Origin of the sequence: Sphingobium sp. V4, assembly GCF_029590555.1 — a bacterium.
Taxonomy (GTDB): Bacteria; Pseudomonadota; Alphaproteobacteria; order Sphingomonadales; family Sphingomonadaceae; genus Sphingobium.
This window is the reverse complement of the sequence record NZ_CP081002.1, coordinates 631,427-657,845: the sequence shown is the minus strand read 5'-3', so window position 1 is coordinate 657,845 and position 26,419 is coordinate 631,427. Positions and strand designations below refer to the sequence as shown.

The window sequence follows — 26,419 nt, the reverse complement described above, 5'->3', positions numbered from 1 at the left end:
TACCGCGAGCGGAATGCCCAAGGAGATTTCATGATGACGCAGATCACCCCCCGCATCCTTCCCTTGCCGCGCCCGGAATGGACCGATGATGCACGCGAGGTCTTCGCCTATTGGGGCGAGCCCAATGCCTGGGAAGAAGGGTCCAAGACCAACGTCCTGATGGTCATGGCCAACCATCCCGATCTGGGGAAGGTCTATAATATCTGGGGCCGGCATCTGCTGATGTCCAATACGCTGTCCACGCGCCATCTGGAACTGCTGATCCTGCGTGTCGCCTGGCGTGTGAAGTCCGCCTATGAATGGCACAACCATGTCGGCTATGCGCTCAACGCCGGTCTGACGCTGGAGGACATCGCCGCGATCCGCGACTATCCCGAGGGCGGCAACTGGGACGAGGCGGATGATGCCATCCTGCGGTCGGTGGACGAACTGATGCGCGATGGCACCGTTTCCGATCCGACCTGGGCGGTGCTGGATCGCCATTTCGACACGCGGCAGAAAATGGATCTGGTCTTTTCCATCGGCCATTATGTCATGACCAGCTGGGCGCTGTCCGCCTTTGGCGTCGGCATAGAGGGTGGCGCGGACCCGATCGGCTTCGATCTGCGCACCGCGTCGGGCAAGCTGCCGGGCAAGACCTACAAGCCGGGCGAAACCGAGGATTGGACTGACAGCCGCGGCTACTGAAGCGGACAATCGTGGCGACGATATCGGGTTCGCGGCCGCCGCCGCGCATTGCCCGGCGGCCCTCGCCACGGGCATGAAGAAGGCCGACGACATTCATTTCTGAGAGGGACCAACCGTGGCGACCGAGATATTGCTGCCCAAGATCGGCTTTTCGATGACCGAGGCCCAGATTGCCGAATGGCTGGTGGAGGACGGTGCGCAGGTGGCCGAGGGCCAGCCGCTCTTCCTGCTGGAAGCCGACAAGTCCGCCAATGAGGTGGAGGCGCCCGCCAGTGGCACGCTGCGCATCATCGCCGCGCCGGGCGAGACCTACGAAGTCGGAACCGTCCTGGGCACCATCGAATAGCGATGCCGCTGCGCGTCGGCATCGTCAGCGCCGCTTGGGGCGCCTTTGCCCATCTGCCGGCCTGGCGCGCCATAGCCGGGGTCGAGGTGACGGCCATCTGCACTTCGCGGGAGGAAACGGCGCGCGCCGCTGCCGACCGTCTGGGCCTGCCTCGCGCCTTCTGGAATGCCGAGCAGATGTGCGCGGATCCGGACATCGACATCGTCGATCTGGGCACGCGGCCCAGCGTCCGCCTGCCGATGGTGCTGGCCGCGCTCGCCCATGGCAAGCATGTCTACAACGCCAGTCCCCATGCGCCCGACTGGACTGGGGCGAAGGCAATCGACGCGGCCTGGCGCGGCAGCGGCGCGGTGGGAGTCGTCGACGCCTTCGCCCAATGGCTGCCCGCCCACCGACAGATGAAGGCGATGCTGGACGCGGGCCATGTCGGTACCCCGCTTGGCGGTACCTGCCATTTCAACCTGTCGCTGTTCAATGCGCCGAACCGCCAGTTTCCCTATAACTGGTTCGCGCAGGCGGGTCAGGGCGTGTCGGCGGTGCGCAACAATGGCAGCCACGCGCTCTACATGCTGCGGCACCTGTTCGGCCCGATCGCCGAACTGGTAGCAGACGATCGCCGCATCCTGGAACAATGGCGCTTCCCCGACGGGGACAGCATCACGCCGCAAACCAATGATCTCGCCAACGTCATCCTGCGGTTCGAAAGCGGGCTGGTGCTCCAGATGCAGATCAGCTGGAGCATGGCGCTGCACGATGGCTGGGTGATCGACGTCTTCGGGGAGAAGGGGCGGTTGATCGCCTCCTCCCCGACCTTCCCGACCGCACGCGACTGCCTGTTGCGCGTGGGGCAGATTGGCGGCGCGCTGGAAGATGTGGCCATTCCCGACTCTTTCCGGACGGCGCCGGACATCATGCTCGACTGGCAGAGCGAACCCCAGCCCAGCTTCCCGATGGCGCTGTCGATGCGCGCCATGGTCGAGGCTATTCGTAGCCGCGGCCAGGGCGCGCCCGACTTCGCGGAGGCGCTGGAAATAGAACGGCTCCAGGAAGCGATCCGGCTGTCGAGCGGCGAGCGCCGCTGGGTAAAACTCGCTGATGTCTTATGAGGCGGCCTAGCGCCCGGTAAAGCGCGGCCGCCTCTTCTCCTTCAGCGCTGTTATCCCCTCGCGATGGTCGGCACTGCGCACGCTCAGCGATTCATAGGCGATCCCGGCCTCCATCACCGCGCAGGCGATCCGCTTCAGTTCCATGTTGGTCAATATCTTGGTCCAGCGGATCGCCTGCGGCGCGCCCGCCAGCAACTTTGCGCAAAAGCTGTCCACTTCGCTGTCCAGGTCGGCCGGTGCGACGCAATGGTTGATGAGGCCGATCTCCGCCGCCCGGCGCGCATCCAGCAACTCGCCCGTCAGCAGATATTCCTTCGCGCGGGCCAGGCCGACGCGCTGCGCCCAGATAATGGCGCCGCCATCACCCGCGACCAGCCCTATGCCGACATGGGGGTCGCCGATCCGGGCGCCGTCAGCGGCGAAGATGACATCGCACAGCAGCGCGATCGAGGCGCCAAGGCCGACCGCATGGCCGTTCATCCGGCACACCACGGGCTTTTCGATGTCGAGCAGCGCGGCAATGATCCGCTTGGCCTGCCGCGCTTCATGATCGAACAGGTGGGGATGGGCCGCATTATGCTCCATATGGGCAATGTCGCCCCCGGCGGAGAAGGCGCGCCCGGCGCCGGTCAGCAGGATCACGTCGGAAGCGGGGTCGGTCCCCGCAAACCCCAGGGCTTCGGGCAGTTCGTCGTGCAGCACGCGGTCCACGGCATTGAGCGCATCCGGCCGATTGAGCGTCACCACCAGCAGCCGCTCACGCCGTTCGAGCAGGATGGTCTGGAAATGGGGCAATGTCGTGGTCATGACGGCTTCTCTCCTCGGCGCTTCCCTTATCATGTCGCGCCGTTCCGCCAACGTCGCCGGGGCGATAAGCGCGGCCCCTTCCCGTCGCGCGGGATGCCATCGCGCGCCATCGCGCTATAGCTCGGGCAACAAAGGATGGAGAGCGCAGCATGGCCGGCTTTGACGAGATGTTCGACTGGGTGGTCGTGGGCAGCGGCGCCGGGGCGATGAGTTCGGCACTGGTCATGCGCGATGCGGGCAAATCCGTCGTCATCCTCGAAAAGACGCCTTGGGCGGGCGGAACCACCGCCAAGTCCGGCGGCGTCATGTGGATACCGGGCAACCGGTTCATGCTGGCGGACGGCGAACAGGATGACGCGGATGCGGCGATGGCCTATCTCGACGCATTGCAGGAACTGGACGGCAATCCCGCGCCAGGCGCCGCGCGTGAAAAGCGGCTTGCCTATGTCACGCAGGCGCCGCGCGCGATCGACTTTCTGGTCGGCAAGGGCGTGGAACTGCAACGCGGCGCGACCTTCTGGCCGGATTATTATGATGAGCTGCCCGGCGGCTGCAAGACATCCCGCACGGTCGTGGCCAAGCCGTTCGACCGGAAGGAACTGGGGCCATGGCAGGACAAGCTGCGACAGGGCTTCGCTGAGTTCAATGTGACGCTGGTCGAGGGCATGGAGGCGCAGGGCCATCGGCGAACCAACAAGGCGTCGGGCAGGTTGCTCGCGCGGATCGTGCTGCGTACCATCCGCGATCGGCTGCTCGGCCGGAAATATACGACCGCGGGCGCCGCTTTGCAGGGGCGGATGCTCAAGGCGGTGCTCGCGGCCGGCATCGACCTGCGACTGGAAACGCCGGTCAGCGAACTCATCATCGAAGGCGACGCCGCGACCGGCGTCGTCACCATGAAGGACGGCCATCCCTGGCGGATAGGCGCGCGGCTCGGCATCTTGGTCAATGCGGGCGGCTTCGCTCGCAATCAGGAAATGCGCGACCGCTATATTCCCGGTTCCAACGCGGCATGGTCGCAGACGGCCGAGGGCGACACCGGCGAGATGCTGGTGGAACTGGAGCGGATCGGTGGTCAGCTCGCCCAGATGGACCAGATGGTCGGCTATCAGATGACCCCCATGCCCGGCTGGGACAAGGGCTATGTCGCTCCGGGCGCCCAGTCGATGACCGGCAAGCCCCATGCCATTCTCGTGGATCGGACCGGGCTCCGCTACATGAACGAAGGCGGCAGTTACGAACTCTATTGCGAAACCATGCTTCGGCGGAATGCCGTCGCGCCCGCCATTCCCAGCTGGGCCATTTTCGACCGGCAATATGTCGAATCATATGCAGTCGCCGGCCGGTTCATCGACAGGAAGATTCCTGACGGCTGGATCGAGACCGGCTATCTGCACATGGCCGATACGATCGCGGAACTGGCCGGGCGGATTCAGGTCGATCCGGCCATACTGGCGGCGACGGTGGCGCGCTGGAACGGCTTTGTCGCTGCGGGTGTGGATCAGGATTTTCACCGGGGCGAACGCGCCTATGACAATTGCGGCTTCGTCGGCGATCCCTTTTCCGCGCGCAGTGCTATCGGTTCGATCGAGAAGGGCCCCTTCTACGCGGTTCCGGTGGTGCCGGGCGATGTCAGCACCTATGGCGGGGTGATCACGGACGATCAGGCGCGCGTTGTCGATGCCGCAGGACAGGCGATCGAGCGGCTGTACGCCACCGGCGTCACGACCGCATCGGTGATGGGCAATGTCTACCCCGGCGCGGGGTCAAGCATCGGTCCTTCCATGACCTTCGGCTATATCGCCGCCCGCCACGCGGCGGGCCTGGGCAATCAGCCCTGATCGTCGAACCGGGCTGGGCGGGACAGGCGGAATGGCAGGCCGGGCGAGGCGATCCGGGATTCGCTGCCATCATCATGGATCAGTGTGACCCGGCCGACGCCCGGCGATGCGACGACCGCTACCACCGTCTCGACCCAGTCATGGAGTGACGCGCGCAGGACAATCATCGGATCGCTGTCCGTCGTCGCGATCCCTTCCGCCTCCAGTTCCGATTCCAGTTGCAGCACGCGCTCGGCCGCTGCCCGCACATTGTCCTTCTCGTCATTCATGATGCTGTCCTTTTGCGCCAGCATGGCCCGGCTGGCCTCCGATGCAAGCGCATGGCGCGCATATCGGCGGGGCGAAATCCGCCGCGGCCGGCAGGCTTGCACGATGCGTCATCGGCGCTTCCCGTTCCCCTGCCGGCACATATCGCCCCGGCGAGTTGACCCCGAACCTGCCAGGGCCAATGCAATGCACATCCCACTGGCCATCTGAGGACATCATGGCAGAGCAGAGCAATGTTGCGGCACCAAGCCCGGAAGTGCTGGTCGACATCTACCGGCGCATGATCCGCATCGAACGGAATGATGATGCCATCCGCAAGACGATCCGCCTGGGGCGGCTCGTCATGCCCTATTATTCGGCGCGGGGGCAGGAAGTGATCCCGTCGACACTCTCGTCGCTGCTGACCGATGACGACAAGATTTGCACCATCTATCGCGGCATCCACGACATGGTGGCGAAGGACATGCCGCTGCGCCCGCTCTGGGCGGAGATCGCCGGGCGCGTCGATGGCACCTGCAAGGGAAAGGGCGGGCCAATGCACCTCACCCACCCCGAAACCGGTGTGATGGTGACGACCGGCATCGTCGGATCGTCCATGCCGATCGCCAACGGCCTTGCCTGGGCGGCGAAACTCGATGGGTCTAAGCGTGTCACCATCGCCTATTTCGGCGACGGCGCGTCCAATATCGGCGCCTTCCACGAATCGCTGAACCTCGCGTCGCTCTGGAAACTGCCGGTGATCTTCGTCTGCGCCAATAACGGTTTCGCCGAACATACGCGCTACGAGAATGGCACGTCGGTCGATTTCATCTCTAAGCGGGCGATCGGATACGGGATGCCGGGCCACACGGTCGACGGCAACGATCCGCTTGCCATGTACGCCGCCGCGCATGAGGCCATCACCCGCGCGCGGGAGGGCGAGGGGCCGACCCTGCTGGAATGCAAGACCTTCCGCTTCCTCGGCCATGTGCTGGGCGACGACGACAAATATATGACCAAGGAGGAAAAGGCGGCGGCCATCGAGAAGGATCCGTTGCCAGCCTTCAAGGCCTGGCTGATCGCGCAGGGCCATGCCACCGAGGCGACGCTGGCCGCCATGCAGGCGGAGATCGAGGCGGAGGTCGAGGATGCCCAGGAATTCGGCCTCGCCAGTGCCCTGCCGTCCGTCGACGAGCTGCGCCGCGATGTATTTGCTGAGGAGATTCCGGCATGACCGGCAAGAAGATGAATGCGCTCCAGGCGGTGAACGCCGCGCTGGCCCAGGCCATGGCCGAGGATGACAAGGTGCTGGTGCTGGGCGAGGATGTGGCCGACCGCGAAGGTGGCGGCGTCACCGGCGCAACGGCCGGCCTGTCCACCCGGTTCGGCGATGATCGGGTCAAGTCCACCCCGATTTCCGAGCAGGCGATCATTGGCGCTGCGATCGGTGCGGCGCTCAGCGGCTATAAGCCGGTGGCGGAAATCATGCTGATGAACTTCACTACCGTCGCCATGGACATGATCTTCAACCATGCCGCCAAGCTTCGCTTCATGTCGGGCGGGCAGAGCACGGTGCCGATCACCATCCGCACCCTGACGGGTGCTGGCTGGCAAACCGCGGGACAACATGCCGATCATCTGGAAGGCTGGTTCGCGCATACCGCCGGGATCAAGGTCGTCGCGCCATCCAACCCGGCGGATTACAAGGGGCTGCTGTTGTCCTGCATCCAGGATCCCGATCCCTGCATCTTCATCGAATCGGCCGGTTCGCTGTTCATCCCCGGCGAAGTGGCGGATGATCAGGGGCCGATCCCTCTCGGCAAGGCACGAGTCGTACAGGAAGGAACCGACGTAACGATCGTCTCCTGGTCGTCGCAGATCATAAGATGCCAGCAGGCGCTGGCGCCGCTCGCCGAAGCGGGCATATCGGTTGAACTGGTCGATCTGCGCACCGTGTCGCCCTGGGACAGGGAAACGGTGCTGGCGTCCGCCGCCAAAACTGGCCGTGTGCTCGTCGCGCATGAAGCGGTGCGCAGCTTCGGTCCCGGCGCGGAAATCGCATCGACCGTGGCGGAAGAATTGTTCGGCCAGCTTAAAGCGCCGGTCCGCCGGTTGGGAGCGCCCTATTCCCCCGTTCCCTTCGCCAAGGTGCTGGAGGACGCCTATATCGTCTCGCCGGATCAGGTCGTCGAGGCCGTGAAGGGGCTGATGGACTGATCCCGCCCGCCATGGCCGGGGCGGGTCTTCCCTGGCCTTTTACCTGCCATCGCGCGGGGGCGACCATGATCGCCCCGGTCCGATTTTTCGATGGGACGCGCGCATCCGGCCCTACTTATGGTTGCCTGTTATGAAATGGGCCGACCTATCCATTGACGCCGCGCCGGTGACCGGCGCGCTGTGGCGCTTCCGCAGCACCATCCCGTCATGAACCGGCGGGCGAACAGGGTTCAGTCCAGAAGTCTGCGGAGCGTTGCGGAGGATGCGTCGCCGCAGCGCTCCAGTTCGTCGAGCGTGGCGAGCGCCATGGCGCGATAGGCGGGTGCGAGCGAGGGGCAGTCGCTGGCCAGCGCAGCAAGATGCGTGGCGATCGTTTCGCCGTCGCCGCGCAAAAGGGGACCGGACAGCGCGTCGAAGCCGTGCGCCAGGCTGTTTTCCATCGCTGCCCGCAGGAGCGGGCCGAGCAAGGCGAGGGGATCGCCCGCGCCCGCCGCCTGCAGCGCGCGGCAGGCGCCGGCGATCAAAGTCACCAGATGATTGGCCGCGTGACACAGCGCTGCGTGATACAGCGCGCGATGTTCCTCGCGAACATCGACGGCTACCCCTCCCAGTAGCGAAACCAGTCGGTGGGCCTCGTCTCGCGCATGGTCGCTGGAACCTGTAACCGCGAAGTGGGCGCCGGCCATGCGCTGCACTTCGGTCGACGCATCTCCAGTAAACGTCATGGCGGGGTGGATCGCCGCGGTGTCGACGCCTCTGGCCAGTAGCGGCTCCATCAAGCCGACGCCACTGCGGCCGCTGACATGGAAGAGGAGGGGCGACGGGCTGACCATCGGGCCAGGGGACAGGGTTGCGACGATGTCACCGATGGCATCGTCGGATACCGCGACGCCGATCAGGTCGCAGCCCTGCAGCATTTCTTGCGTGTCCGTTGCTGCCGTCGCGCGCCCGATTTCCCGCGCCATCGCCGAAAGCGCCGCGCGATTCCGTCCCCAAAGAAGAATGGGGGCGGCCGAATGCCGTTGCAGCGCCAGCGCCAGTGCGCGGGCTACCCGGCCGGTGCCGATGATGCCGATCTGGCGGTAGGGAAAATGGCTCATGCGGCCGCTCCTGTAGTGGCATCACCCGTCGCGAAGCGGATGGTGATGCGCGTGCCCGGTCCCTCATCGGCAATTGCGACGCTGGCGCCCATGCGCGAAGCTGCCGACTGTACGATGGCAAGGCCAAGGCCGGTACCGTCCGCCCCGTTCGGGCCGACGGCGCGGAAAAATCGCTCGAATATCCTGTCACGATATTCCGGCGCTATTCCCGGTCCATCGTCGCTGACCGTCAGCAGCACTTGCTCGGCCGCGCGCGCCAGAATGACCGTGACTGCCCCACCCCGCCGATTGTAGCGGATGCCATTGTCGACCAGGTTCGCGACGATCTCGAACACCAGCGTCCGGTGCGCCCGGACCAGATAGGCGTCGCCCTCGTCCGCATCGAGGTTGAGTTCAACCTGAGCCTGGATCGCCTGGTTGATGAGGCGACTGATGACGGCACGGCTCACTTCCTTGAGGTCGACCTCTTCGAGGGGCGGGGAGACCCCGCCTTCCTCGGCGCGGGCGAGTGCCAGCAGTTGCGTTACCAGCCGCTCCAGCCGCTGCACGGCGTCCGCGATCTCGTCGAGCGCGGCGGACGATCCGCGCCGTGCCAGTTCGACCTGGACCTTCAGCACCGACAGCGGGGTCCGCATCTGGTGGGATGCGTCGGCAGTAAAGCGGCGCATGCCACCCGTCGCCTTGTCCAGTTGCGCCAGCAGATGGTCGAATGCGGTCGCGAGCGGGCGCAGTTCATTGGGCAATGGGCCGGCCTCGAGCGGCGAGAAATCCGGCCGCGCGCTGGAATCTCGCGCCTCCACCGACTGGCGTAGGCGGGCGAGCGGGCGCAGGCTCCACCCCAGGGCCGGGCGCAGCAGCAGCACTGCGACGCCGACCAGCGCCACTTCGCCCAGCAGCAGCGCCAGGGTCAGCCGCCCGTTCAGCGCCTTTCGATTGTCGAGCGTCTCCGCGACCTGGACGATCACCGGCTCGGCGATTCGGGGCAGCATCCGTTTCACTTCCGCGATCCGGATCCCCTGGTCGCGATAGCGCGCAAAGCGGAAGCGCGGCTGATCCACGCTCATCGTCGCCGGATCGGGGGCGGGCAGATCGGCATAGCCGGTCAGCAATGCCCGTCCTACCGCGATACGATAATAGACATTGTCGCGCTCGCTATTCTCCAACATGCCGAAGGCTGCGGGCGGCAGATCCAATGTCACTTCGCCGCGCTCCACCTGCACCGTTTCGGCGATCGCGCCCAGCGCGCCGCCCAGCACCCGGTCATTGGTTCGGCGCACCACGTCGGAAATCAGCGTCGCGCCGCCGAAGCCGATGATGGCGGCCGCGCCGAGCAACGGCACCAGCATCGCCGCGAGCAGCCTGGTGCGCAGCGCAATGGCCGTGTCCGGCGTGCTACCCGGCATCGAGCATATAGCCCACGCCCCGCACCGTGCGGATGCCCGGCCCATCGGGGGCGAGTTTGCCGCGCAATCGCGTCACATGCACTTCGATCGCGTTGCCGCCGACCGGCTCGTCGAAGCCGAACACTTCCCCGATCAGCAGTTCGCGCGGAACCACCTGACCGGCGCGGGTCGCCAGCGATTCCAGCACTGCCAGTTCGCGCCGGCGCAGGTCGAGCGGCCGTCCTGCCACCTCGGCAGTTCCCGTGGAACGGTTGATGGTCAATGTGCCGACGCTCAGTTCGGGGATCGGATCGCCGCCGCGCCGGCGCCCCAGGGCGCGCACCCGCGCCTCCAACTCCTCCGGGTCGAAGGGCTTGCGCAGATAATCGTCCGCGCCAAGGTCAAGCCCGCGCACCCGATCGTCCAGCGCGTCGCGCGCGGTCAGCATGAGGACAGGAACCTTCTCGCCCCGACGCCGCATTTCGGCGAGTACGGCAAAGCCGTCCATGTCGGGCAGGCCGACGTCCAGGATGACCAGCGCATAGGGTTCGCTGCCGACCACGGCCATTGCGTCCTCCCCGTTTGCGACATGGTCCACGGCATGACCCCCCGCACGCAGCAGGGTTGAAATGCTGCGCGCCAGCGCGGCGTCATCCTCGATCATCAAAATCCGAATAGGGCACCTGGTGCTGAAAGGTTGATGACAGCTTGGCTTTGTAACTGATCCTCACATTCTTATCCGGCGACAGAAACGGAAAAGCGAGGAGCAGGGTTTATGCGACGGGTTATTCAGATAGTGGCGGCCTTGGCAAGTCTGGCTGCGCCAGCATCGACGGTGGTGGCGCAGCGGCCGGCCGGCTATCCGCGCTCCTATGACCAATTGATCGCCGATGCGCAGGCGGAGCGGCAGGTCATCGTCTACGCCAATGCCGACACGTCGGAAATGGCGCCCGTCATCCTCGCCTTCCAGCGCCGCTATCCTGGCGTGACCGTCCGTTATGCCGATCTGGGCTCCAACGAAATGTATCGCCGCTTCGTCGCGGAAGCGCGGGCGCGCAAGCCTTCGGCCGACCTCGTCTGGTCCTCGGCCATGGACCAGCAGGTGAAGCTCATCAACGACGGGTTCGCCCAGGCCTATGCCAGCCCCGAAAAGCCCGCCTTGCCGCCCTCTGCCGTGTGGAAGAATATGGGCTTCGGCGTCACGGCCGAACCGATCGCCTATGTCTACAACAAAAAGGCGATCGCCAATCCGCCGCGCAGCCATGCGGCGCTGGAGGCGCTGCTGCGCAAGGACCGCAGGGCACTGACGGGCAAGGTCGCGACGTTCGACCCGGCGCGGTCGAACACCGGCTATCTCTATCTGACGCAGGATTATGCGATCACCGGCGACACAAGGTCGCTGGTGCAGGCGATAGCGGCAACCCGTCCCGTGCTGTCGATCACCACCGAACCCATGCTGCGGGGCGTTGCCGAAGGCAGGTTGTCGATCGCCTATAATGTCATCGGTTCCTATGCGGTCGAGCGCGCCCGCCGCGACCCGCGCATCGGCGTAATCTTCCCGCAGGACTATACCATCGTCATGTCGCGCATCGCCTTCATCGCGCGCGAGGCGCGGCATCCCGCCGCCGCCCGGCTTTTCCTCGATTTCCTGCTATCGCGCCAGGGCCAGTCCCTGCTTGCCCAGCACAGCCTCTGGCCGGTCCGCACCGACATTCGCGGCCGCCGCCTTCCCGCTGCCCAGGCCCGTCCGGTGCGCGTCGGCCCGCAACTTCTCGCCAATCTCGATCGCCTGAAACAGCAGCGCTTCCTGCGCGACTGGAAGGCGATCCTTGCTTCCGGAGCCAAGTAGAATGAGTTTTCGATCGTTGCGCGGTGGTTGCGCCGCGCTGGCGCTGATCGTCGCGACGCCTGCGCTTGCCCAACCGCCCAGCGCCGAGGAACTGGCCGCACTGGTCAAGGCGCAGGCCGCCGAAATCGCTGCGTTGAGGGCGCGGCTCGATAAGCTGGAAGGGCAGGAGCTCGCGCAGAATGCTGCGCCTGCTCCCGCGCAGCAATCCTGGCAGCAGCCTGTGCCTCAGGTCGCGCAGCAGCAGGTAAGCCCGCCGCTGGTCATCACCCCCTTCGCGCCGCAGATCGTGCCGCCCGGTCCCGCCGACCTCGACGTGACGCAGGCGCGGGCTGTCGCGGCCAATCCGGCAGGCGTGACCACCGAATGGGGCGCGGGCCTGCCCGTCTTCCGTTCGGCCGACGGCGTCTTCACCTACAAGCCGCGCGGCCGCATCCTGGTCGATGTCAGCTCGACCTTCGGGTCCGACTATGCCGGGCGGAACACGACAACGACAGGGATGCGCGCGCTGCGCCTCGGCCTTGAAGGCAGCGTCGGCCCGCATTTCTTCTACCAGTTCGAAAGCGACTTCTCCGAAAATGAAGTCGACATCGTGACCGCCTTCCTTGGCTGGCGCAATCGCCTGAGCAGCAAGGTCGACTATGACATCCGCGCCGGCCACCTGTTCAACGACCGCGCCTTCGAAGGCAGCACCGGCTCGGATTCAACGCCCTTCCTGGAACGCGGCGTCGTGTCCACCGCGATCATCCCGCAGCGCGGCTTCTACGGCATCGGTATCATGGGTCGCATGTTCGGGCCCAACTGGCACGCCTCGCTCAGCCTGACCGGCGACCGGATTGATGGCGAGCAGGCGACCAACGACAGCCGCACGGCTGCCTTCCGCGCGCACTGGAACCCGATCAGGACCGACAGGTCGCTGCTCCATGTCGGCGCATGGGGTTTCGACGAAGCCCTGTCGTCCGCCGCGACCGCTCTTACCCGCAGCACCGTCATCGGCGGCCGCTTCAACGGCGCGGTGCGCGTGTCGACGGGCGAACTGCTCGGCGGCCGATCGACCACCGGCTATGGCGTGGAACTGGGCGGTTATACCGGCGGTCTCTGGGTCATGGGCGAAGCTGGCCGGCGGATCGCCCGGCTCGACGGCGGCCGCCCGAATTTCGAGAGCAAGGCGTGGAGCCTGTCGACCGGTTTCTTCCTGACCGGCGAATTGCCGCCCTATAATCCGCGCCTGGGCAGTTTCGGCCAGCCCAATGTGCTCGATCCGGTGCTCAGCGGCGGATCGGGCGCGATCGAGCTGACGGCGCGCTACGAGAATCTGGACTATACCGACCTTGTCCTTGGTGGTGATGGCTGGGCCGCGACGCTGGGCGTGAACTGGTATCTCAACAGCTTCACCCGCATCCAGCTCAACGGCATCCACTGGCACACCGACAATCGCGCGGGAACCTTCACCGGCAGCGACGACGGTCAAACCGTCAGCGCGCGCGTCGGCGTGACCTTCTGATCCTCCCCCCTCCAGCCTCTCCTAGGACGCAGCCATGAATCTTGCCCTGCTCGGCTTCCTGATGGTCGCCACCTTCATGACGCTGATCATGACCAAGCGGATGACGCCGCTGGTCGCGCTGATCGTCATCCCCTCGCTGTTCGGCGTCATCGCCGGACAGGCCGCCGGCCTTGGCGACATGATGATCGACGGCATCAAGAATCTCGCGCCGACCGGCGTCATGCTGCTCTTTGCGATCCTCTTCTTCTCGACCATGACCGATACTGGGCTGTTCGACCCGCTGGTCGGGCGGCTGGTGAAACTCGTTCATGGCGATCCGCTGCTGATCCTGCTGGGGTCGGTGGTTCTGTGCGCGATCGTCAGCCTCGACGGCGATGGCTCCACCACCTACATCATCACCATCGCCGCGCTGTTGCCGCTCTACAAGCGGTTCGACATGAAGCGCATCTACCTCGTCTGCCTGTTGATGGTGACGAGCGGGATCATGAACCTGACGCCCTGGGGCGGGCCGACCGCCCGCGCCGCGAGCGCGCTGAAGCTCGACCCGGCAACCCTGTTCCTGCCGCTCGTACCGGGCATGATCGCGGGCCTCGCTTTCCTGCTCGGCCTCGCCTTCTGGTTCGGCATCAAGGAGCGCCGCCGCCTGGGTCATGTCCATCTGCCGCAGGGCGAGCCGGTCGACATCGCCGACCTTGGTGTGTCGCAATATCCCGAAGCCCGCCGTCCGCACCTGCGCGGGTTCAACGCGGCTTTGGTCATCGCTCTGCTGGGCCTTCTGGTCTGGGGTATATTGCCGCTGTCCGTGCTGATGATGATTGCCTTCGCCATCGCCATGATCGTCAACTATCCCGGCGTCGCCCAGCAAAAGGAGCGGATCGCGGCCCATGCCGGTAATGTGCTCTCGGTCGTGTCGTTGATCTTCGCCGCCGGCATCTTCACCGGCATATTGGGCGGTACCGGCATGGTGGAGGCCATGAGCAAGCAAGTCGTGGGCGTCATCCCGCCCGCGCTTGGCCCCTATATGGCGCCGATCACGGCGCTGCTCTCCATGCCCTTCACCTTCTTCATTTCCAACGATGCCTTCTATTTCGGGATGCTGCCGATCCTGGCCGAAGCGGGCGCCCATTATGGCGTCGATCCCATGGCGATCGCCCGCGCCTCGCTGATGGGGCAGCCCGTCCATCTGCTCAGCCCGCTGGTGCCCTCGACCTATCTTCTGGTCAGCCTCGCAGGGATCGACCTTGCCGACCACCAGCGCTTCACCTTGGTGCCCGCTGCCGGCGTCTGCTTCGTCATGACCCTGGTCGGGATGATCGCGCTCGCCTTTCCGTTTGTCGCATGATGGTCTGCGTTTCCGGCGCGCAGGCCTTCAGCGTGCCGGCCTCTCGGCCATGCGCCCCGGCACCAGCAGGTTGAGGACCACCGCGACCAGGGCGGCCGGCAGCACGCCCGACGCCAGGATGATGCGCGCGGCTTCCGGCAGATGCGCGAGCGCACCCGGTTCCAGCTCCAGCCCAATCCCCAGCGACAGGGCGATGCCGAAGATCAGCATGTTGCGCTGCGTCCATTCAACTGCGGAAAGCATCGACAGCGCCGCCGATGCGACCATGCCGAACATCAGGATCACCCCGCCACCCAGCACCTCGATCGGTATGGTCGTAATGGCCGCGCCGATCTTCGGCAGGAGACCGCAGAGGATCAGGAACAGCGCGCCGATCGTCACGACATGGCGGCTGACCACGCCAGTGATGGCGATCAGCCCGACATTCTGGCTGAACGATGTGTTGGGCATGGCCCCGAACAGGGCGGCCAGCGCCGTGCCCACGCCGTCTGCCGCCGTCGCGCCGATCAGTTCGCGGTTGCTTGCCGCACGACCGGCATTGCCCTCGCAAATGGCCGAAACGTCGGCAATAGATTCGATGGCGGAAATGAAGCCCATCAGGCAGAAGCCGAAAATGGCCGTGATCGAGATGGCGAAGCCGAAATGCAGCGGGTCCGGCAGCATGACGGGGCTGGCCGCAGCGATGGGAGCGAGCGATACGCGACCCATGATCGCGGCCACCACATAGCCTGCAAGCAACCCCAGCAGCACCGAGGCGGTGGACATCAGGCCGCGTCCGAAAAAGTTGAGCCCGAGCGTGGTGACGATGACGAGGCCGGCGAGCAGCCAGCTTGTCCCCGCCCCATAAGCGGCTGTACCCTGTGCTGCGACGCCGCCTGCGGCATATTGAATGCCCACGCGCATCAGCGACAGGGCGATCATCAGCACGACGAGGCCCGTGACCAGGGGCGGCAGGGCGAAACGGATTCGCCCGACGAACATGCTGAGAATGGTATGGAACAGGCCACCGAACAGGGCGGCTGCGGTCAGTTCGGCCATCGCCGCAACACCGCGCCCGGCGCAGATCGGGATGATGACCGGCAGGAAGGCGAAACTTGTACCCTGCACCAGTGGCAGTCGCGCGCCCACCGGGCCGATGCCGACCGTCTGCAACAGGGTGGCGACTCCCGCGAACAGCATCGCCATCTGGATCATGTACAGGAGGGCGCTCTGGTCGGCGGAGCCATAGCCGAAGCCGGCGGCGCCGGCGATGATGATGGCGGGCGTGATGTTGCTGACGAACATCGCCAGCACATGCTGGATGCCCAGCGGAATGGCGATGGCAAGGCCAGGGAAATGGTCGGGATCGCGCGCCTGCGCCGCCGTCATGCCGATCGGTCGCGGCGCGCGCGCCTCGGCTGCGGCCAGGGGCGCGACCGTCACTGCGGCGGCGCCTTCTCGTAACGGTCCCAGTGGCCCAGCAGCTCGTCCACGACCTTCGACCCGACCAGGTACAGGCTTTCGAGCGATGCGCGCATCCCCGAATAGCCTTCATTCTCGCGCATCAGATTGTCGGCGGCGGGCACGTCGTCGGGCGGCATGGAATAGTTGCTGCCTGAACGCAGCACCAGGACGCGATCCTTGTCGGCCCGCCCGGCCCGGTCGAGATAGCTGATCGCCTGGAGCGTCCCGGTCTCCTCCATGGCGGAGGTGACGAACTCGCCCTTCCCGCCGGTGGAATAGCGGGTGAAGTCGTTGGCCCAGCGATTGAGCAGCTTGCCATGCCAGAAGGTCATGGCGGAAAGCTGGTCGCCGATCAGGACGAAGGGCGGCTTTTGCGCATTGGGATAGCCCATGTAGCGCGCGCGCTCGTGCTGGATGCCGGGATCATCGGGGATGGCCACATCCTTCGTCAGGGCGAAGGCCCAGTCGACCAGTCCCGGATTGATCGCGAACACCCGGCCGTCTGTGATAGGCGGGCTGGTGTCGGCCGGTCCCTTCTTGTCGAGAGGGAAAAAGCCCGACGTCCAGTCTTTGGGAATTTCGCGCGCGTCGATCTCATGCGCCAGGTCGCCATCGACGCTGTAGCGCGCCCAGGCCGCCGAACCGATCGAGGCGTCCTCGGGATCGATGCCGGCGATCCCTGCTACAAGCCAATAGGCCTTGCCGAGGTCGAAGCGCGGGTCGAGGCCCAGCGCCATGGTCGCGGCGCTTGACCTTGCGGTGCCCACACCCGTCACCATCGCCAGTATCTGGCTGTCGGGATTATAGAAAAGATCGTGATAGCCCTGTGGAAAGGGGATGCGCGTGTCGAGCCGTCGCCTTTCCTTCCAAAGCTGGAATTCGCCCGGCGCATCCCCTTGATCGGCGCCGATCTCGAACATCGTGACGATCACCATGCGGACGGGGACGCGCGCTGAGCATGGCATGGCGGGGGCGCAGGCGAGGCTGGCTTCCACCTGCGAAGTCGCGGCGGCGGGGGCGGGTCCGGCCCACGCCAGGCTCGCACTCAGGCTGGCGATGGGCAGGACGCAGCGGAAGAACGAATGCATCGGGATTCCTTGAAATGGGGATGGCGGGAGCGCCCAGAACCGGGCGCTCCCGCAGGCGGGCATCAGAATTTATACACGGCTGACGCCTGGAAGCTGCGCGGCCGTTCCGGCAGGACGATGGTGCTGCCGAACAATTCGGTGAAGTTGGCGCGGAAATATTTCTCGTTGGTCGCATTCTTCACCACCAGACGGAACAGGAACGGCCCTGTCTCGAACGATGCGCCCAGGTCCACCGTGGTATAGGCTGGCAGCTTCACCGCCTGGCTTTGGCCCGAATAGACCGAATCGACATGCACGACGCTGCCTGACAGGGCGAGGCCGAAGTCGAACGCATAGGTGGCGGTCGCCGAGATCATGTTTTCCGGGATGCCAGCGCGCTTGGAGTCGCTCTTGCTGTTGATTGGCACCAGGCCGATCGGCTGGCCGCCAAGATAGAGAGTCGGGTCGGACACATTCACCAGATCCTCGATGCCGAAGAAGCTGAAGAGCGTGCCGTCCTGCAGCGCGGTCAGATTGTAGACATTGGTGTGGGTATAGGCGCCGGTGATGAGCAGGTGGCGATCGACGGACCAGCGGAATTCGGCTTCCAGCCCCTTGGTCTCTACCGACTGGTTCACCGTGATCGACTGGATATTATAGTCGGTGCGCTTCTGCTTGTAGACCGAGACGGCGGCGTAGAGGGTGTTGTCGAGCCAACTGCCCTTGATGCCGCCTTCATAGAGTTTGGACGCCGACAGGAACGTGCCGGCCGCCACGTCGCCGGGATAGATTTCCGCGCCCTGACCCGCGATCACCGTCGACTGCTTGGCGATGGTGCCATAGGGGATGAGGCCGAACGGCAGTTTGTAGGAGGCGCTGCCCGACCAGGACCATGCGCCCTTGCTTCCGCTGGCATTGTTCGCCGACAGGCTGGGATCGGGGGCCTCCATTTTCGACGTGATGTTGGTCGCCTTGACGTCCAGATAATCGTAGCGCGCGCCCAGGGTCAGATCGAGGCCGAAGGCAAAGTCGAGATCGACCAGTCCCGCCAGCGCCAGGTCGCTATAATGGCCAACGACATAGTTGGTGTAATCGCAATCGCATTCGGTCGACAGCAGGCGATCCGATGTCACATCATAGCCCACCGTCAGGTCGACACGGTGGAAATATTCGTAATTGAAGTCGTCGCCATGCGCGAACTTGGTATAGCGTATCGAGGGCGAAAGCTGGAAGGCGAACTTGCCCGCGTCGCTTTCGATCGTCTTCGACGCGACGATCTTGTCCTCGATCACCCAGCTGTCATGGAATTGCGAGAAGCCATAGGCGTTTTCGTTCAGATTTTCATAGCTGTCGTAGAACCACTGGTTCTTCAGTTCAAAGCCGCTGTCGGCCGTGTAGATGGCGTCGAAATAGAAGGTCGAACCGCGGTTGATCAGCTTGTCGTCCTCCCCGGTCAGCACGTTCCTGCGGCTCAGCTTCGTCGTGCCGGTGTTGGTCAGCGCCAGGCTGGGGTAGGCGGCGGTGAAGCAGGCGTCGGTAAAGCCGCTCGCGAAGGGGCTGAAACTGCTATTGGGACAGGTGAAGTTGCCGAAAATCGAAAGGCCGCCGGGCACTGATGCGTTGATTTCCTGCTGCGAAATCTGCCCGTCACCGCTGGTATCGAGCGGCTGCGCCTGGCCAGTGATGTAGGTGCCGTCATCGACCAGGGCCTGGGTCAGGCGATTCCAGCCGCCGTTCTGCTGACCCTTGAAATTCTGATATTGGCCGCCGAATTCGATGCGGACATGATCGGACAGGTCGGTGTCGAACGAGCCTTGCAGGATCGTCTGCTTGGTCGACATGTTGCGATAATAGCTGCCATCATCCTCATATTGGCCGAACAGACTGTAGCCGAATTCCTGTTCGCCGATCTTGAGCGGGCCGGAGATGTTGCCCTTGACGATGTTCATGTCCCAGCTGCCGCGCGTATAGCTGAGTTCGCCCGTCGCCTTGTCCCGCAGCTTGCCGTCGGCGACGCGCGCCGACTTCGGCACGAAATTCATGTAGCCGCCGGTCTTGGACGGGCCGAAGATCGGGGAGGCCGGGCCTCGCACGATGTCGATACGGTCCGAAGCGCCGATGGGCGTGGGATAGTTACCCGGATTGTCCAGGCGCCGCATACCGCGGAAATAGACTTCGCCTGGCGTGCCGCGAATGTCGAGCGCACCGCCAACGCCGAAGAAGCTGTTGGTGAAGGTGCCGGGCGCTTGCGCCACCAGATCGTAGATGTCGGTGATGCCGAAGCGTTCGATCTGCTCCTGGCTGATGGTCGAGGCGGAACGCGGTGTTTCCAGGATCGTCTTGTTGAAGCCGAAGACGGTGCCGACATCTTCTACCGGCAGGGCGTTGAGCGCGCCGGTAACGACAATCTCTTCAGGTGCGTCGGCCGGTTCGGGTGCGGGCGCCTGGGCCCAGGCTGCCGGGCTCAGCGCGGTGCAGGACAGCAGCGCCAGCGCTGCCGCCGATCCGTGCCAATGCCCCTGTCGCGCCGCAGATTTGCGTGTTTTCCGATGAAACGGCAGATAATTCCCCATATTCAACCCCCTTTGTCAAAGGTGGCGAAGCGTGATGGTCATGGCTTCGCCAGCCGGTTTTCCCTGCTGCTTGCCTCTCCCATGACATATTGAAATGCTGCGATGCGCGATGTTCATATTATATGCGGATCGTTACAAAGGCGATGTCTTATCGATTTCGATTTACGTTCCCGAACTTTCGGTAGTTCTTCAATTACCTACAAGGTCTCTCAAGGTTGGAGCGGTAATATCTTCAAATTTCCTGAATTCATCTTCGAGTTCGATCTGAAGCGCAGCCTTGGGGCTGGATTTTGCGAAGACCCGGCATTTCGGGTCTGACAGGGCGAGGGCGCAGGGCGCGACCATGGTGCCCGGATGCCCAGGCTCCCAAAGACCCGGTCCTTCGATGAACGCATATTGCAGGCTCGCGCGCGCCATCTGCTTCAGGTCGGCGTAGCGCATCCCCTGTTCGCGCGCCGCGCGCATGAATTCATGGGTCATGTCGGTGCGCAAAATGCCCTGGTCGTCGCTCGACAGCGCGGTGGGGACACCCACCTGGCGATAGAGGCGCAGCGGATGGGCGTCGCCCTTGACCCCCAATATGACCGCGTTGCTGGACAGGTTGACTTCCACCGCTACGCCCTGACGGGACATGCGCTGCATCGTGGCCAGCGCGTCATCCTCGAAGGCAATGGCCGTGCCGTGGCCGATCCGCTCCGCTCCGGCGTCCAGCGCCTTGCGGATATGGTCGCGCAGTGCAGCCGGAGGAACGAGGCCGAGGGCGAGTTCGCCGGCGTGCAAGCTGCGGTGAACGCGCGGATGACGTTCGGCGAGAAAACGGATCATCGCCATGTGCAGGTCATAATCGCGCAATGCGATCACCCAGTCCTCGGGCTGGACGATGTTGACACCGACATAACGCGGATCGCGGTCCGCCAGCGCAAAGGCAAGGATAAGCGAGGCGAAAGCCTGCGCGGGTGGCAAGTCGCGCCAGCCCCAGGCAAGATAGCGGACGGCGACGCCGCAGCCGGGGTCGGGCGCCGTGCCGTCACATGCGAGCGTCTTGCGTGCGGCGGCCTCGTTGCGGTCCAGTTCCGCCATCGCGCGGTCTATGATCGGTCGCGCGTCCTTCATCACGCGCTCATGGAACGCGGCAAGGCCATCGACGCCGAGCGGCGTGTCAGCCATGCCGAGCGTCGCCGAGATCAGCGCTGCGGGATTATGGATCAGTTCGAGATAGGCGACGCGGTCGCCCGCCGCGACCTGCCGGGCGACGGTCATGCTGCCCGCCTCGGCCTCCGCGCCGGTCGTGCCGAAACGTTCGAAGCTGGAAAAGAACTGTGTGTGGCCCGATGCGTCATTGGCGCCCACGCCTTGCTGTACGCCACGTGTCGACAGGGCATCGACCAACCGCGTGAAGGCGAAGGGCGCCCGTTCGCCCAGCCGCTTCACCTTCCGGTCCGCGGGGCAGGGCGGGGGCACGACGTGTGTTCCCGTCTCATCCACGCACATATCGCCTTCCGCCGCCCAGCGCAGATAATCCTCGGCATAGGGGGTGCCGCCCAGATGATTGTGCAGGTCGCCGCCCTTGGGCATCGCCTTCAGGAAAAGGCGCAGTGCGGGCGGGCTTTCCAACAGCCGGTCGAAGATGGCGGCGGTGGCCGTCTCTCCGGGGGATGACTGTGCCGCCGCTGGCGACAGCGCGGCGAGCGAGGTGAAGAGAGCCAATCCGCGCTTCATCGCGGATCGGACCCCGGCACCTGATCCTTGTAGCTGTTCCAATGCGCCAGCAATTCCTGCACCACCGGCGCGCCGACCCGGTAATTGGCTTCATAGGCCGCGACCTGTCCCGCCCCTTCATTGGCGACGCTGTCCACCGCGCTTTGGCCAGGCGGCGGCATGGACGGGTTGCTGCCAGTGCGCAGAACCAGCACGCGCGCCGGATCGACCAGTCCCTGCTTCGCAGCGATGGCCATGGCGCCCGCCAGCGACTGGCTTTCCATGTTCGTCATGGCGAAGCGGCCCTTGCCCCCGGTCCACAGCTTCACCCAGTCGCGCGCCCATTGGGTGCGGCCGGGACCATGCCAATAGCGCAGCGCGCCCAGTGTTTCCCCCATCAGCACGAAGGGCGGCTTTTGCGCGTTGGGATAGCCTTTCCACGCGGCGCGGGCCTTTTGCAGCTCGGGGCTGTCGGGGATGACCACGTCCCTGGTCCGGTCATAGGCCCATTGCGCCAGGCTCTGGTTCAGCTTGACCGCCATGGCGAGCTTGCCTGTATCGGTGAAGCCAGCGAAGCTTTCGGTATTGGCGGGCAACTTGTTGGGGGCGTCGGCGCCGATCGCGAACAGGCCATAGGGCCAGTCCTTCGCCACCTCCCGATCGTCGAATTCGCGCAGCGTGTCGCCCTGCACAACCCAGCGCGACCAGGCGGCGCTGCCGACCGACGCGACTTGTGGATCGACGCCGGATATGCCGGTGAACAGCCAATAGGTCTTGCTGAAATCGAAACGCGGGTCGAGCAGCAGGCTCATCAACTGTTCGGCGACGCCGCCCAGCATCGTGTCGGGGCTGCCCCAGCACATGCCATACAGTCCCGCGCCGTTGCGACGCAGCGGATGGAGCGCGCCCTTGATCGGGATGACTTCGTCCAGCTTCTCGCGTTCTGCCCACAGTTGGAACTCGCCAGGGACGTCTCCTTTGTCCTCGCCCGGCTCGAAATTGGCGATGACGATCACCTTGACAGGGATGGGTTTGATCGCCGGAACGACCGGAACGGGCGGCTCGTCGGCGAAAGCCGCCGGTATCGGCACCAGCATTGCCGCAGTCGCGATGATGGCGTGAAGCGCCGATGCTGCAAATCCCCCGGCCATGACCGCGCGCCCCTTATATTTACTCAGCGGATCGATTAGGGACTTGACCTGATGCAATCAAACGCAATGAATTCCACGCTGCGTTGCAAAAAATAGAGTGGGTCCATGCCGGCATTTTCGCGTTTTCTGCGCTACTTCATGGCCGTCGGCCGGCTGGGATCGATCCGCCGGGCGGCGGATGAACTCAACATCTCGGCCTCGGCGATCGACCGGCAGATATTGAATGTCGAGGCCGATCTGGGGATGCCGCTGTTCGAGCGTCTTCCGACCGGTCTGCGCCTGACTGCGGCGGGTGAGATCATGATGGCGGCCGGTGCGCGCTGGCAGAAGAATCTGACCGACGTCCGTGCGCAGATAGAGGATCTGCGCGGCTTGAAGCGCGGCCATGTCGACATCGCGATCATCGATGCGCTGGCCAAGGGCTATGTTCCCGGCGCCATCCGTGCCATCCAGAGCCGCTATCCCGGCATCACGATCGGCGTGCGGGTGCTGGAGAATGACCGGGTCCGCGAATCCATCGCCAATGGCGAAGCGGATTTCGGCATACTGTTCGAGCCGCAATCCTATCGCGACCTGACGGTCCGCTCCTTTGTCGAGGTCATGCTGGGCTTCATCACGCCGGCGGGCCATCCCTTCGGCGACCAGCGCGAGGCGCGCTTTTCGGCCTGCGCCGGGTCGCCGCTGATCGTGCCGGCGGACCCCTTGGCCGTATGCCAGCAGATCGCCGTGCTGGAGGGGACCAGCGGCCTTCAGATCGATCGGACCGCCACGTCCGACAATATCCAGATGATTACCTCGCTGGTGCTTCAGGGCGTTGGCATCGGCATCCTCACCTCCCTCGACGTGATCACGGAAGTGCAGCGCGGTCTCCTGTCCTTCACTCGCATTTCCGATCCGATCCTGCGGCCCATGACCCTGGCGCTCTGCACGGCCGCCACGCGCACACCTTCCTATGCGGCGGGCATCGTGCTGGGCGAGATCGAGGCCGGCTTCGCACAGCTCAGCTATCCCGCCTCGATCGAGCCGGTCGACCTCTGATCCGCATTGCTGGCGATTGCCCCCTTGGCGCGGGCCGGATAATCGGCATGTTCCTTGTCGTTCCCAGCCAACTGGATTCGCGCTTCATGAGCAGCACCGCAGAACCTGAACTTTTCTATATCGGCTATGACGCCTTCCTTGCCGACGTGCAGGCGGTTGCCCGCCAGGTGGGGGAGGGCGACTGGACGCCCGATTTCATCATTGGCATCGGTCGCGGCGGTCTTGTTCCCGCCGTCTACATCTCGCACCAGCTCAAACTGCCGATGCTCTCGATCGACCATAGTTCGAAAGTGCCGGGCTTTGCCGACGAACTGCTGGGCAAGGTCGCTGCCAAGAGCGCGGCGGGGGTGAAGCTGCTGTTCGTCGACGACATCAACGACAGCGGCGGCACGATTGCCTATATTCGCCGCCTTCTCGCCGACAATCGGTGCGACGACAGCAATCTGCGCTTCGCCGTGCTGATGACCAACAGTCGGTCGCGCCAGACGGTGGATTATTGGGCCAGCCGGATCGATCGCGACAGCGACAAGCGCTGGTTCGTCTTTCCCTGGGAATCGGTCGGCGCCAGCGACGACATCGTGGAGGAGGCACTGTCCGTGCCTGAGCGCCTGTCCTGAGCGCGCCCGACACGCGGAGAGACGGGCGGATGCGGATCTGCGTCTTCCTCGGTTCCTCGCCGGGGCGGCTGCCTATCTATCGCGAGGCGGCCGAAGCCTTCGGCACCCTGCTGGCGAAGCGCGGCATTGGCCTGGTCTATGGCGGCGGCACGGTCGGGCTGATGGGCGTGGTCGCCGATGCGGCCTGCGCGGCGGGCGGCGAGGTGATAGGGGTCATTCCCGAAGCGCTGCGCGCGCGCGAGCATGACCATCAGGGGATCAGCGAACTGCATGTCGTCCAGACCATGCATCAGCGCAAGGCACTGATGGCCAAGCTCGCGGACGGCTTCGTGACGCTGCCCGGCGGCATCGGCACGTTCGAGGAAATGTTCGAGGCCTGGTGCTGGTCCCAGCTTGGCTATCATGAAAAGCCGGTCGGGATGCTGGACGTCAACGGCTTCTACAGCGGCATGTCGGGCTTCATCGACCATGTCGTGGCGGAGGGCTTCCTGAAACCCGAACATCGCGCGATGCTTCTGATCGAGCGCGATCCCGAAGTGATGCTCGACCGCATCGCCCAATATCTGCCGCCCCGCACCGAACATTGGCTGGGCGACGATGATGTGTGAGGCTGGTCAGGGCGTCGCCAGATAGGCGTCCAGTCGGGCCAGATGCGCCGCCACCGCCTCCTCCGGCAGGAAGGAGCCGGTGAAGCTGTTGCGCGCAAGGCGGCCCAGCGCTTCCCGGTCCAGCCCGCGCGCGCGTGCCACGGCGCGATAATTGTCCGCGATATAGCCACCGAAATAGGCCGGGTCGTCCGAATTGACCGTGGCTTTGAGGCCCAGTGCCAGCATCTGGTCGATCGGGTGATCTTCGATCGCGTCGATCACGCAGAGCTTGAGGTTGGAGAGGGGGCAGACGGTCAGGGTCATGCCCTCGCGCGCCAGGCGCTCGACAAGAGCCGCATCCTCCAGCGCGCGATTGCCATGGTCGATCCGGTCGACCTTCAGCAGGTCGAGTGCTTGACAAACATAGGCGGGCGGCCCTTCTTCTCCGGCATGGGCAACGAGGCGCAGCCCCTTGTCGGCGGCGGCAGCGAACACGCGGGCAAATTTCTCGGGCGGATGGCCCATTTCCGATGAATCAAGGCCGACCGCCGCGATCCGGTCGAGCCACGGCTCCGCCTCCGCAAGCGTCGCGAAAGCCTCTTCCTCGCTCAGGTGGCGCAAGAAGCTGAGGATGAGCAGGCTGGTCATGCCATGCCGTGCTTGCGCCTCGGCACAGGCGGAAAGCAGCCCCTCAACCACCTCGGCGAAGGCGATACCGCGCGCCGTGTGGGTCTGCGGATCGAACATGATCTCGGCATGGACCACGCCGTCGGCCGCCGCGCGATCGAAATAGGCGGCGGCAAGGTCATGGAAATCCTGCCGCGTCCGCAGCACGTCCGCCCCGGCATAGTAGATGTCGAGGAAATCCTGGAGATTGCCGAAGGCATAGGCGGCGCGCACCGCCTCCACATCCGCATAGGGGATCGCGACGCCATTGCGCCGGGCGAGGGCGAACATCAGTTCCGGCTCCAGGCTCCCCTCGATGTGCAGATGGAGTTCGGCCTTGGGCAGGCCGGCGATGAAGGCGTCGAGATCGGTCATGGCATCGACTCTAGGCGGGCCGGTCATCGCCCGCAAATGCAATCCGGGCGACGGCGCGTTGCCGCAATGCGCGCATCAAAGGATCGACCGGACCCAATCCGGCAGATCGCCCAGCCGGTCGAGCAGGCGGAAGCGCGGATGATCCTCGGGCACCCGGCCCATTTCATGCGCCCAGGCGCCTTCCTGCGGAATATAAGCGGCCCATGCGCCCGCCTCCAGCGCGGGATTGATATCCGATCGCAGCGAATCGCCCGCCATCACCGCTTCCTCCGCCGCGACGCCATATTGGGCAAAGATGCGGGTGAAGGTGTCCGGCTTCTTGTCGCTGACGATCTCGATTCCGCTGAACAGGTCGCCCAGGCCCGACGCTGCCAGCTTGCTTTCCTGGTGCAGCAGGTCACCCTTCGTCACCAGCACGACCTTGCCCAGATGCGACAGCGCCTCCAGCGTTTCCAGCACATCGTCGAACAGCTCGACCGGATGGGCGAGCAGGGTACGCCCGGCAGCGAGAATGTCGGCGACCAGCGACTTGGAAAGATTGTCTCCCGCCAGTTCGACCGCCGTCTCGATCATCGACAGCGTAAAGCCCTTGGCGCCATAGCCATAGAGTTTGAGATTGCGCGTCTCGCAGGTGATGAGCCGGTCGCGGGTGACGGAATCCTCAGCGAAGGGTTTCAACATCGCCACCAGCGCTTCTTCGGTCGCGTTGAAATGACGCATATTGTGCCAGAGCGTGTCGTCGGCATCGAGGCAGATGAGCTTGATCGTCATGTCCGTTCC

General features: G+C 64.8%; 24 protein-coding genes. 12 read left to right on the top strand and 12 right to left on the bottom strand.

Annotated elements, in window-relative coordinates:
* Window positions 1-30: 30 nt before the first annotated feature.
* The 3 genes from K3M67_RS18685 to K3M67_RS18675 all read left to right on the top strand — a co-directional run bounded on the left by K3M67_RS18685 (window position 31) and on the right by K3M67_RS18675 (window position 2,139).
* Complete coding sequence (locus K3M67_RS18685) at window positions 31-687, top strand: carboxymuconolactone decarboxylase family protein (protein WP_285832984.1); 657 nt, start codon at window positions 31-33, stop codon at window positions 685-687.
* 115 nt (window positions 688-802) lie between these two features.
* Window positions 803-1,033 carry a biotin/lipoyl-containing protein gene (locus K3M67_RS18680; RefSeq protein WP_066854927.1) on the top strand — a complete coding sequence of 77 codons (231 nt, stop codon included), beginning with the start codon at window positions 803-805 and terminating at the stop codon, window positions 1,031-1,033.
* A gap of 2 nt (window positions 1,034-1,035) precedes the next feature.
* Complete coding sequence (locus tag K3M67_RS18675) at window positions 1,036-2,139, top strand: Gfo/Idh/MocA family protein (protein WP_285832983.1); 1,104 nt, start codon at window positions 1,036-1,038, stop codon at window positions 2,137-2,139.
* A 6-nt stretch (window positions 2,140-2,145) separates the two neighbouring features.
* Here the strand turns inward: K3M67_RS18675 and K3M67_RS18670 are convergent, their stop codons facing one another.
* Entirely contained in the window at window positions 2,146-2,946 is an 801-nt protein-coding gene (locus K3M67_RS18670; RefSeq protein WP_285832982.1) for an enoyl-CoA hydratase/isomerase family protein, read from the bottom strand.
* A gap of 149 nt (window positions 2,947-3,095) precedes the next feature.
* On the opposite strand from K3M67_RS18670, the gene K3M67_RS18665 reads away from it, so the two are divergent.
* Window positions 3,096-4,787 carry an FAD-binding protein gene (locus tag K3M67_RS18665; protein WP_066854919.1) on the top strand — a complete coding sequence of 564 codons (1,692 nt, stop codon included), beginning with the start codon at window positions 3,096-3,098 and terminating at the stop codon, window positions 4,785-4,787.
* Here K3M67_RS18665 and K3M67_RS18660 read toward each other — a convergent pair.
* Window positions 4,778-5,056: a hypothetical protein gene (locus tag K3M67_RS18660; RefSeq protein ID WP_285832981.1), complete on the bottom strand. Its 279-nt coding sequence runs from the start codon at window positions 5,054-5,056 to the stop codon at window positions 4,778-4,780. The genes K3M67_RS18665 and K3M67_RS18660 overlap by 10 nt on opposite strands.
* 215 nt (window positions 5,057-5,271) lie before the next feature.
* Here K3M67_RS18660 and K3M67_RS18655 point away from each other — a divergent pair, with 215 nt between their 5' ends.
* Both K3M67_RS18655 and K3M67_RS18650 read left to right on the top strand, forming a co-directional pair.
* The gene (locus K3M67_RS18655; protein WP_066854916.1) at window positions 5,272-6,267 is read left to right on the top strand and encodes a thiamine pyrophosphate-dependent dehydrogenase E1 component subunit alpha; all 996 of its coding nucleotides are present in this window, start codon (window positions 5,272-5,274) and stop codon (window positions 6,265-6,267) included.
* Entirely contained in the window at window positions 6,264-7,250 is a 987-nt protein-coding gene (locus K3M67_RS18650) for an alpha-ketoacid dehydrogenase subunit beta (RefSeq protein ID WP_066854913.1), read from the top strand. The genes K3M67_RS18655 and K3M67_RS18650 overlap by 4 nt, the downstream gene beginning before the upstream one ends.
* Before the next feature lie 230 nt (window positions 7,251-7,480).
* Here K3M67_RS18650 and K3M67_RS18645 read toward each other — a convergent pair whose 3' ends face one another.
* The 3 genes from K3M67_RS18645 to K3M67_RS18635 are packed head-to-tail and all read right to left on the bottom strand — an operon-like array spanning window position 7,481 to window position 10,396.
* Window positions 7,481-8,350, bottom strand: coding sequence for a Rossmann-like and DUF2520 domain-containing protein (locus K3M67_RS18645; protein WP_066854910.1), 870 nt, complete (start codon window positions 8,348-8,350; stop codon window positions 7,481-7,483).
* Window positions 8,347-9,753, bottom strand: coding sequence for a sensor histidine kinase (locus K3M67_RS18640; protein WP_285832980.1), 1,407 nt, complete (start codon window positions 9,751-9,753; stop codon window positions 8,347-8,349). The genes K3M67_RS18645 and K3M67_RS18640 overlap by 4 nt, the downstream gene beginning before the upstream one ends.
* Entirely contained in the window at window positions 9,743-10,396 is a 654-nt protein-coding gene (locus tag K3M67_RS18635) for a response regulator (RefSeq protein ID WP_066854904.1), read from the bottom strand. Before K3M67_RS18635 ends, K3M67_RS18640 begins: the two co-directional genes overlap by 11 nt.
* Before the next feature lie 111 nt (window positions 10,397-10,507).
* Here K3M67_RS18635 and K3M67_RS18630 point away from each other — a divergent pair, with 111 nt between their 5' ends.
* Genes K3M67_RS18630 through K3M67_RS18620 form a run of 3 tightly spaced genes read left to right on the top strand, consistent with a single transcriptional unit; the run spans window position 10,508 to window position 14,424 of the window.
* Window positions 10,508-11,581 (top strand): ABC transporter substrate-binding protein, encoded by a 1,074-nt coding sequence (locus K3M67_RS18630; RefSeq protein ID WP_066854895.1) that lies wholly within the window; start codon window positions 10,508-10,510, stop codon window positions 11,579-11,581.
* A gap of 1 nt (window position 11,582) precedes the next feature.
* The gene (locus K3M67_RS18625) at window positions 11,583-13,082 is read left to right on the top strand and encodes an OprO/OprP family phosphate-selective porin (RefSeq protein ID WP_066854893.1); all 1,500 of its coding nucleotides are present in this window, start codon (window positions 11,583-11,585) and stop codon (window positions 13,080-13,082) included.
* Between the two features lie 34 nt (window positions 13,083-13,116).
* Window positions 13,117-14,424, top strand: a complete 1,308-nt coding sequence (locus K3M67_RS18620) for a CitMHS family transporter (RefSeq protein WP_285832979.1) — start codon at window positions 13,117-13,119, stop codon at window positions 14,422-14,424.
* A gap of 27 nt (window positions 14,425-14,451) precedes the next feature.
* Here K3M67_RS18620 and K3M67_RS18615 read toward each other — a convergent pair whose 3' ends face one another.
* The 5 genes from K3M67_RS18615 to K3M67_RS18595 all read right to left on the bottom strand — a co-directional run bounded on the left by K3M67_RS18615 (window position 14,452) and on the right by K3M67_RS18595 (window position 22,356).
* On the bottom strand, window positions 14,452-15,792 hold the full coding sequence (locus K3M67_RS18615) for a nucleobase:cation symporter-2 family protein (protein ID WP_285833729.1): 1,341 nt from the start codon (window positions 15,790-15,792) through the stop codon (window positions 14,452-14,454).
* A gap of 50 nt (window positions 15,793-15,842) precedes the next feature.
* Entirely contained in the window at window positions 15,843-16,955 is a 1,113-nt protein-coding gene (locus tag K3M67_RS18610) for a purine nucleoside permease (RefSeq protein WP_285832978.1), read from the bottom strand.
* Between the two features lie 62 nt (window positions 16,956-17,017).
* On the bottom strand, window positions 17,018-19,507 hold the full coding sequence (locus K3M67_RS18605; RefSeq protein WP_285832977.1) for a TonB-dependent siderophore receptor: 2,490 nt from the start codon (window positions 19,505-19,507) through the stop codon (window positions 17,018-17,020).
* 189 nt (window positions 19,508-19,696) lie between these two features.
* A complete protein-coding gene (locus K3M67_RS18600) occupies window positions 19,697-21,214 on the bottom strand; it encodes an amidohydrolase family protein (RefSeq protein WP_285832976.1) in 1,518 nt (505 codons plus the stop codon).
* 8 nt (window positions 21,215-21,222) lie between these two features.
* Window positions 21,223-22,356 carry a purine-nucleoside phosphorylase gene (locus K3M67_RS18595; RefSeq protein ID WP_285832975.1) on the bottom strand — a complete coding sequence of 378 codons (1,134 nt, stop codon included), beginning with the start codon at window positions 22,354-22,356 and terminating at the stop codon, window positions 21,223-21,225.
* Window positions 22,357-22,461: 105 nt separating this feature from the next.
* Here K3M67_RS18595 and K3M67_RS18590 point away from each other — a divergent pair, with 105 nt between their 5' ends.
* The 3 genes from K3M67_RS18590 to K3M67_RS18580 all read left to right on the top strand — a co-directional run bounded on the left by K3M67_RS18590 (window position 22,462) and on the right by K3M67_RS18580 (window position 24,619).
* A complete protein-coding gene (locus tag K3M67_RS18590; protein WP_066854879.1) occupies window positions 22,462-23,394 on the top strand; it encodes a LysR family transcriptional regulator in 933 nt (310 codons plus the stop codon).
* Between the two features lie 86 nt (window positions 23,395-23,480).
* Window positions 23,481-24,011 (top strand): phosphoribosyltransferase, encoded by a 531-nt coding sequence (locus K3M67_RS18585; RefSeq protein WP_066855329.1) that lies wholly within the window; start codon window positions 23,481-23,483, stop codon window positions 24,009-24,011.
* 29 nt (window positions 24,012-24,040) lie between these two features.
* Complete coding sequence (locus K3M67_RS18580; protein WP_066854876.1) at window positions 24,041-24,619, top strand: LOG family protein; 579 nt, start codon at window positions 24,041-24,043, stop codon at window positions 24,617-24,619.
* Between the two features lie 6 nt (window positions 24,620-24,625).
* Here K3M67_RS18580 and K3M67_RS18575 read toward each other — a convergent pair whose 3' ends face one another.
* The gene (locus K3M67_RS18575; protein WP_285832974.1) at window positions 24,626-25,639 is read right to left on the bottom strand and encodes an adenosine deaminase; all 1,014 of its coding nucleotides are present in this window, start codon (window positions 25,637-25,639) and stop codon (window positions 24,626-24,628) included.
* 75 nt (window positions 25,640-25,714) lie between these two features.
* Window positions 25,715-26,410 carry an HAD family hydrolase gene (locus K3M67_RS18570; RefSeq protein WP_066855326.1) on the bottom strand — a complete coding sequence of 232 codons (696 nt, stop codon included), beginning with the start codon at window positions 26,408-26,410 and terminating at the stop codon, window positions 25,715-25,717.
* Window positions 26,411-26,419 lie beyond the last annotated feature (9 nt).

Coding starts and splice junctions, on each gene's coding strand:
- K3M67_RS18685 (WP_285832984.1), top strand. CDS start 31: ATGATGACGCAGATCACCCCCCGCATCCTTCCCTTGCCGCGCCCGGAA.
- K3M67_RS18675 (WP_285832983.1), top strand. CDS start 1,036: ATGCCGCTGCGCGTCGGCATCGTCAGCGCCGCTTGGGGCGCCTTTGCC.
- K3M67_RS18670 (WP_285832982.1), bottom strand. CDS start 2,946: ATGACCACGACATTGCCCCATTTCCAGACCATCCTGCTCGAACGGCGT.
- K3M67_RS18665 (WP_066854919.1), top strand. CDS start 3,096: ATGGCCGGCTTTGACGAGATGTTCGACTGGGTGGTCGTGGGCAGCGGC.
- K3M67_RS18660 (WP_285832981.1), bottom strand. CDS start 5,056: ATGAATGACGAGAAGGACAATGTGCGGGCAGCGGCCGAGCGCGTGCTG.
- K3M67_RS18655 (WP_066854916.1), top strand. CDS start 5,272: ATGGCAGAGCAGAGCAATGTTGCGGCACCAAGCCCGGAAGTGCTGGTC.
- K3M67_RS18650 (WP_066854913.1), top strand. CDS start 6,264: ATGACCGGCAAGAAGATGAATGCGCTCCAGGCGGTGAACGCCGCGCTG.
- K3M67_RS18645 (WP_066854910.1), bottom strand. CDS start 8,350: ATGAGCCATTTTCCCTACCGCCAGATCGGCATCATCGGCACCGGCCGG.
- K3M67_RS18640 (WP_285832980.1), bottom strand. CDS start 9,753: ATGCCGGGTAGCACGCCGGACACGGCCATTGCGCTGCGCACCAGGCTG.
- K3M67_RS18635 (WP_066854904.1), bottom strand. CDS start 10,396: ATGATCGAGGATGACGCCGCGCTGGCGCGCAGCATTTCAACCCTGCTG.
- K3M67_RS18630 (WP_066854895.1), top strand. CDS start 10,508: ATGCGACGGGTTATTCAGATAGTGGCGGCCTTGGCAAGTCTGGCTGCG.
- K3M67_RS18625 (WP_066854893.1), top strand. CDS start 11,583: ATGAGTTTTCGATCGTTGCGCGGTGGTTGCGCCGCGCTGGCGCTGATC.
- K3M67_RS18620 (WP_285832979.1), top strand. CDS start 13,117: ATGAATCTTGCCCTGCTCGGCTTCCTGATGGTCGCCACCTTCATGACG.
- K3M67_RS18615 (WP_285833729.1), bottom strand. CDS start 15,792: ATGACGGCGGCGCAGGCGCGCGATCCCGACCATTTCCCTGGCCTTGCC.
- K3M67_RS18610 (WP_285832978.1), bottom strand. CDS start 16,955: ATGCATTCGTTCTTCCGCTGCGTCCTGCCCATCGCCAGCCTGAGTGCG.
- K3M67_RS18605 (WP_285832977.1), bottom strand. CDS start 19,507: ATGGGGAATTATCTGCCGTTTCATCGGAAAACACGCAAATCTGCGGCG.
- K3M67_RS18595 (WP_285832975.1), bottom strand. CDS start 22,356: ATGGCCGGGGGATTTGCAGCATCGGCGCTTCACGCCATCATCGCGACT.
- K3M67_RS18590 (WP_066854879.1), top strand. CDS start 22,462: ATGCCGGCATTTTCGCGTTTTCTGCGCTACTTCATGGCCGTCGGCCGG.
- K3M67_RS18585 (WP_066855329.1), top strand. CDS start 23,481: ATGAGCAGCACCGCAGAACCTGAACTTTTCTATATCGGCTATGACGCC.
- K3M67_RS18580 (WP_066854876.1), top strand. CDS start 24,041: ATGCGGATCTGCGTCTTCCTCGGTTCCTCGCCGGGGCGGCTGCCTATC.
- K3M67_RS18575 (WP_285832974.1), bottom strand. CDS start 25,639: ATGACCGATCTCGACGCCTTCATCGCCGGCCTGCCCAAGGCCGAACTC.
- K3M67_RS18570 (WP_066855326.1), bottom strand. CDS start 26,410: ATGACGATCAAGCTCATCTGCCTCGATGCCGACGACACGCTCTGGCAC.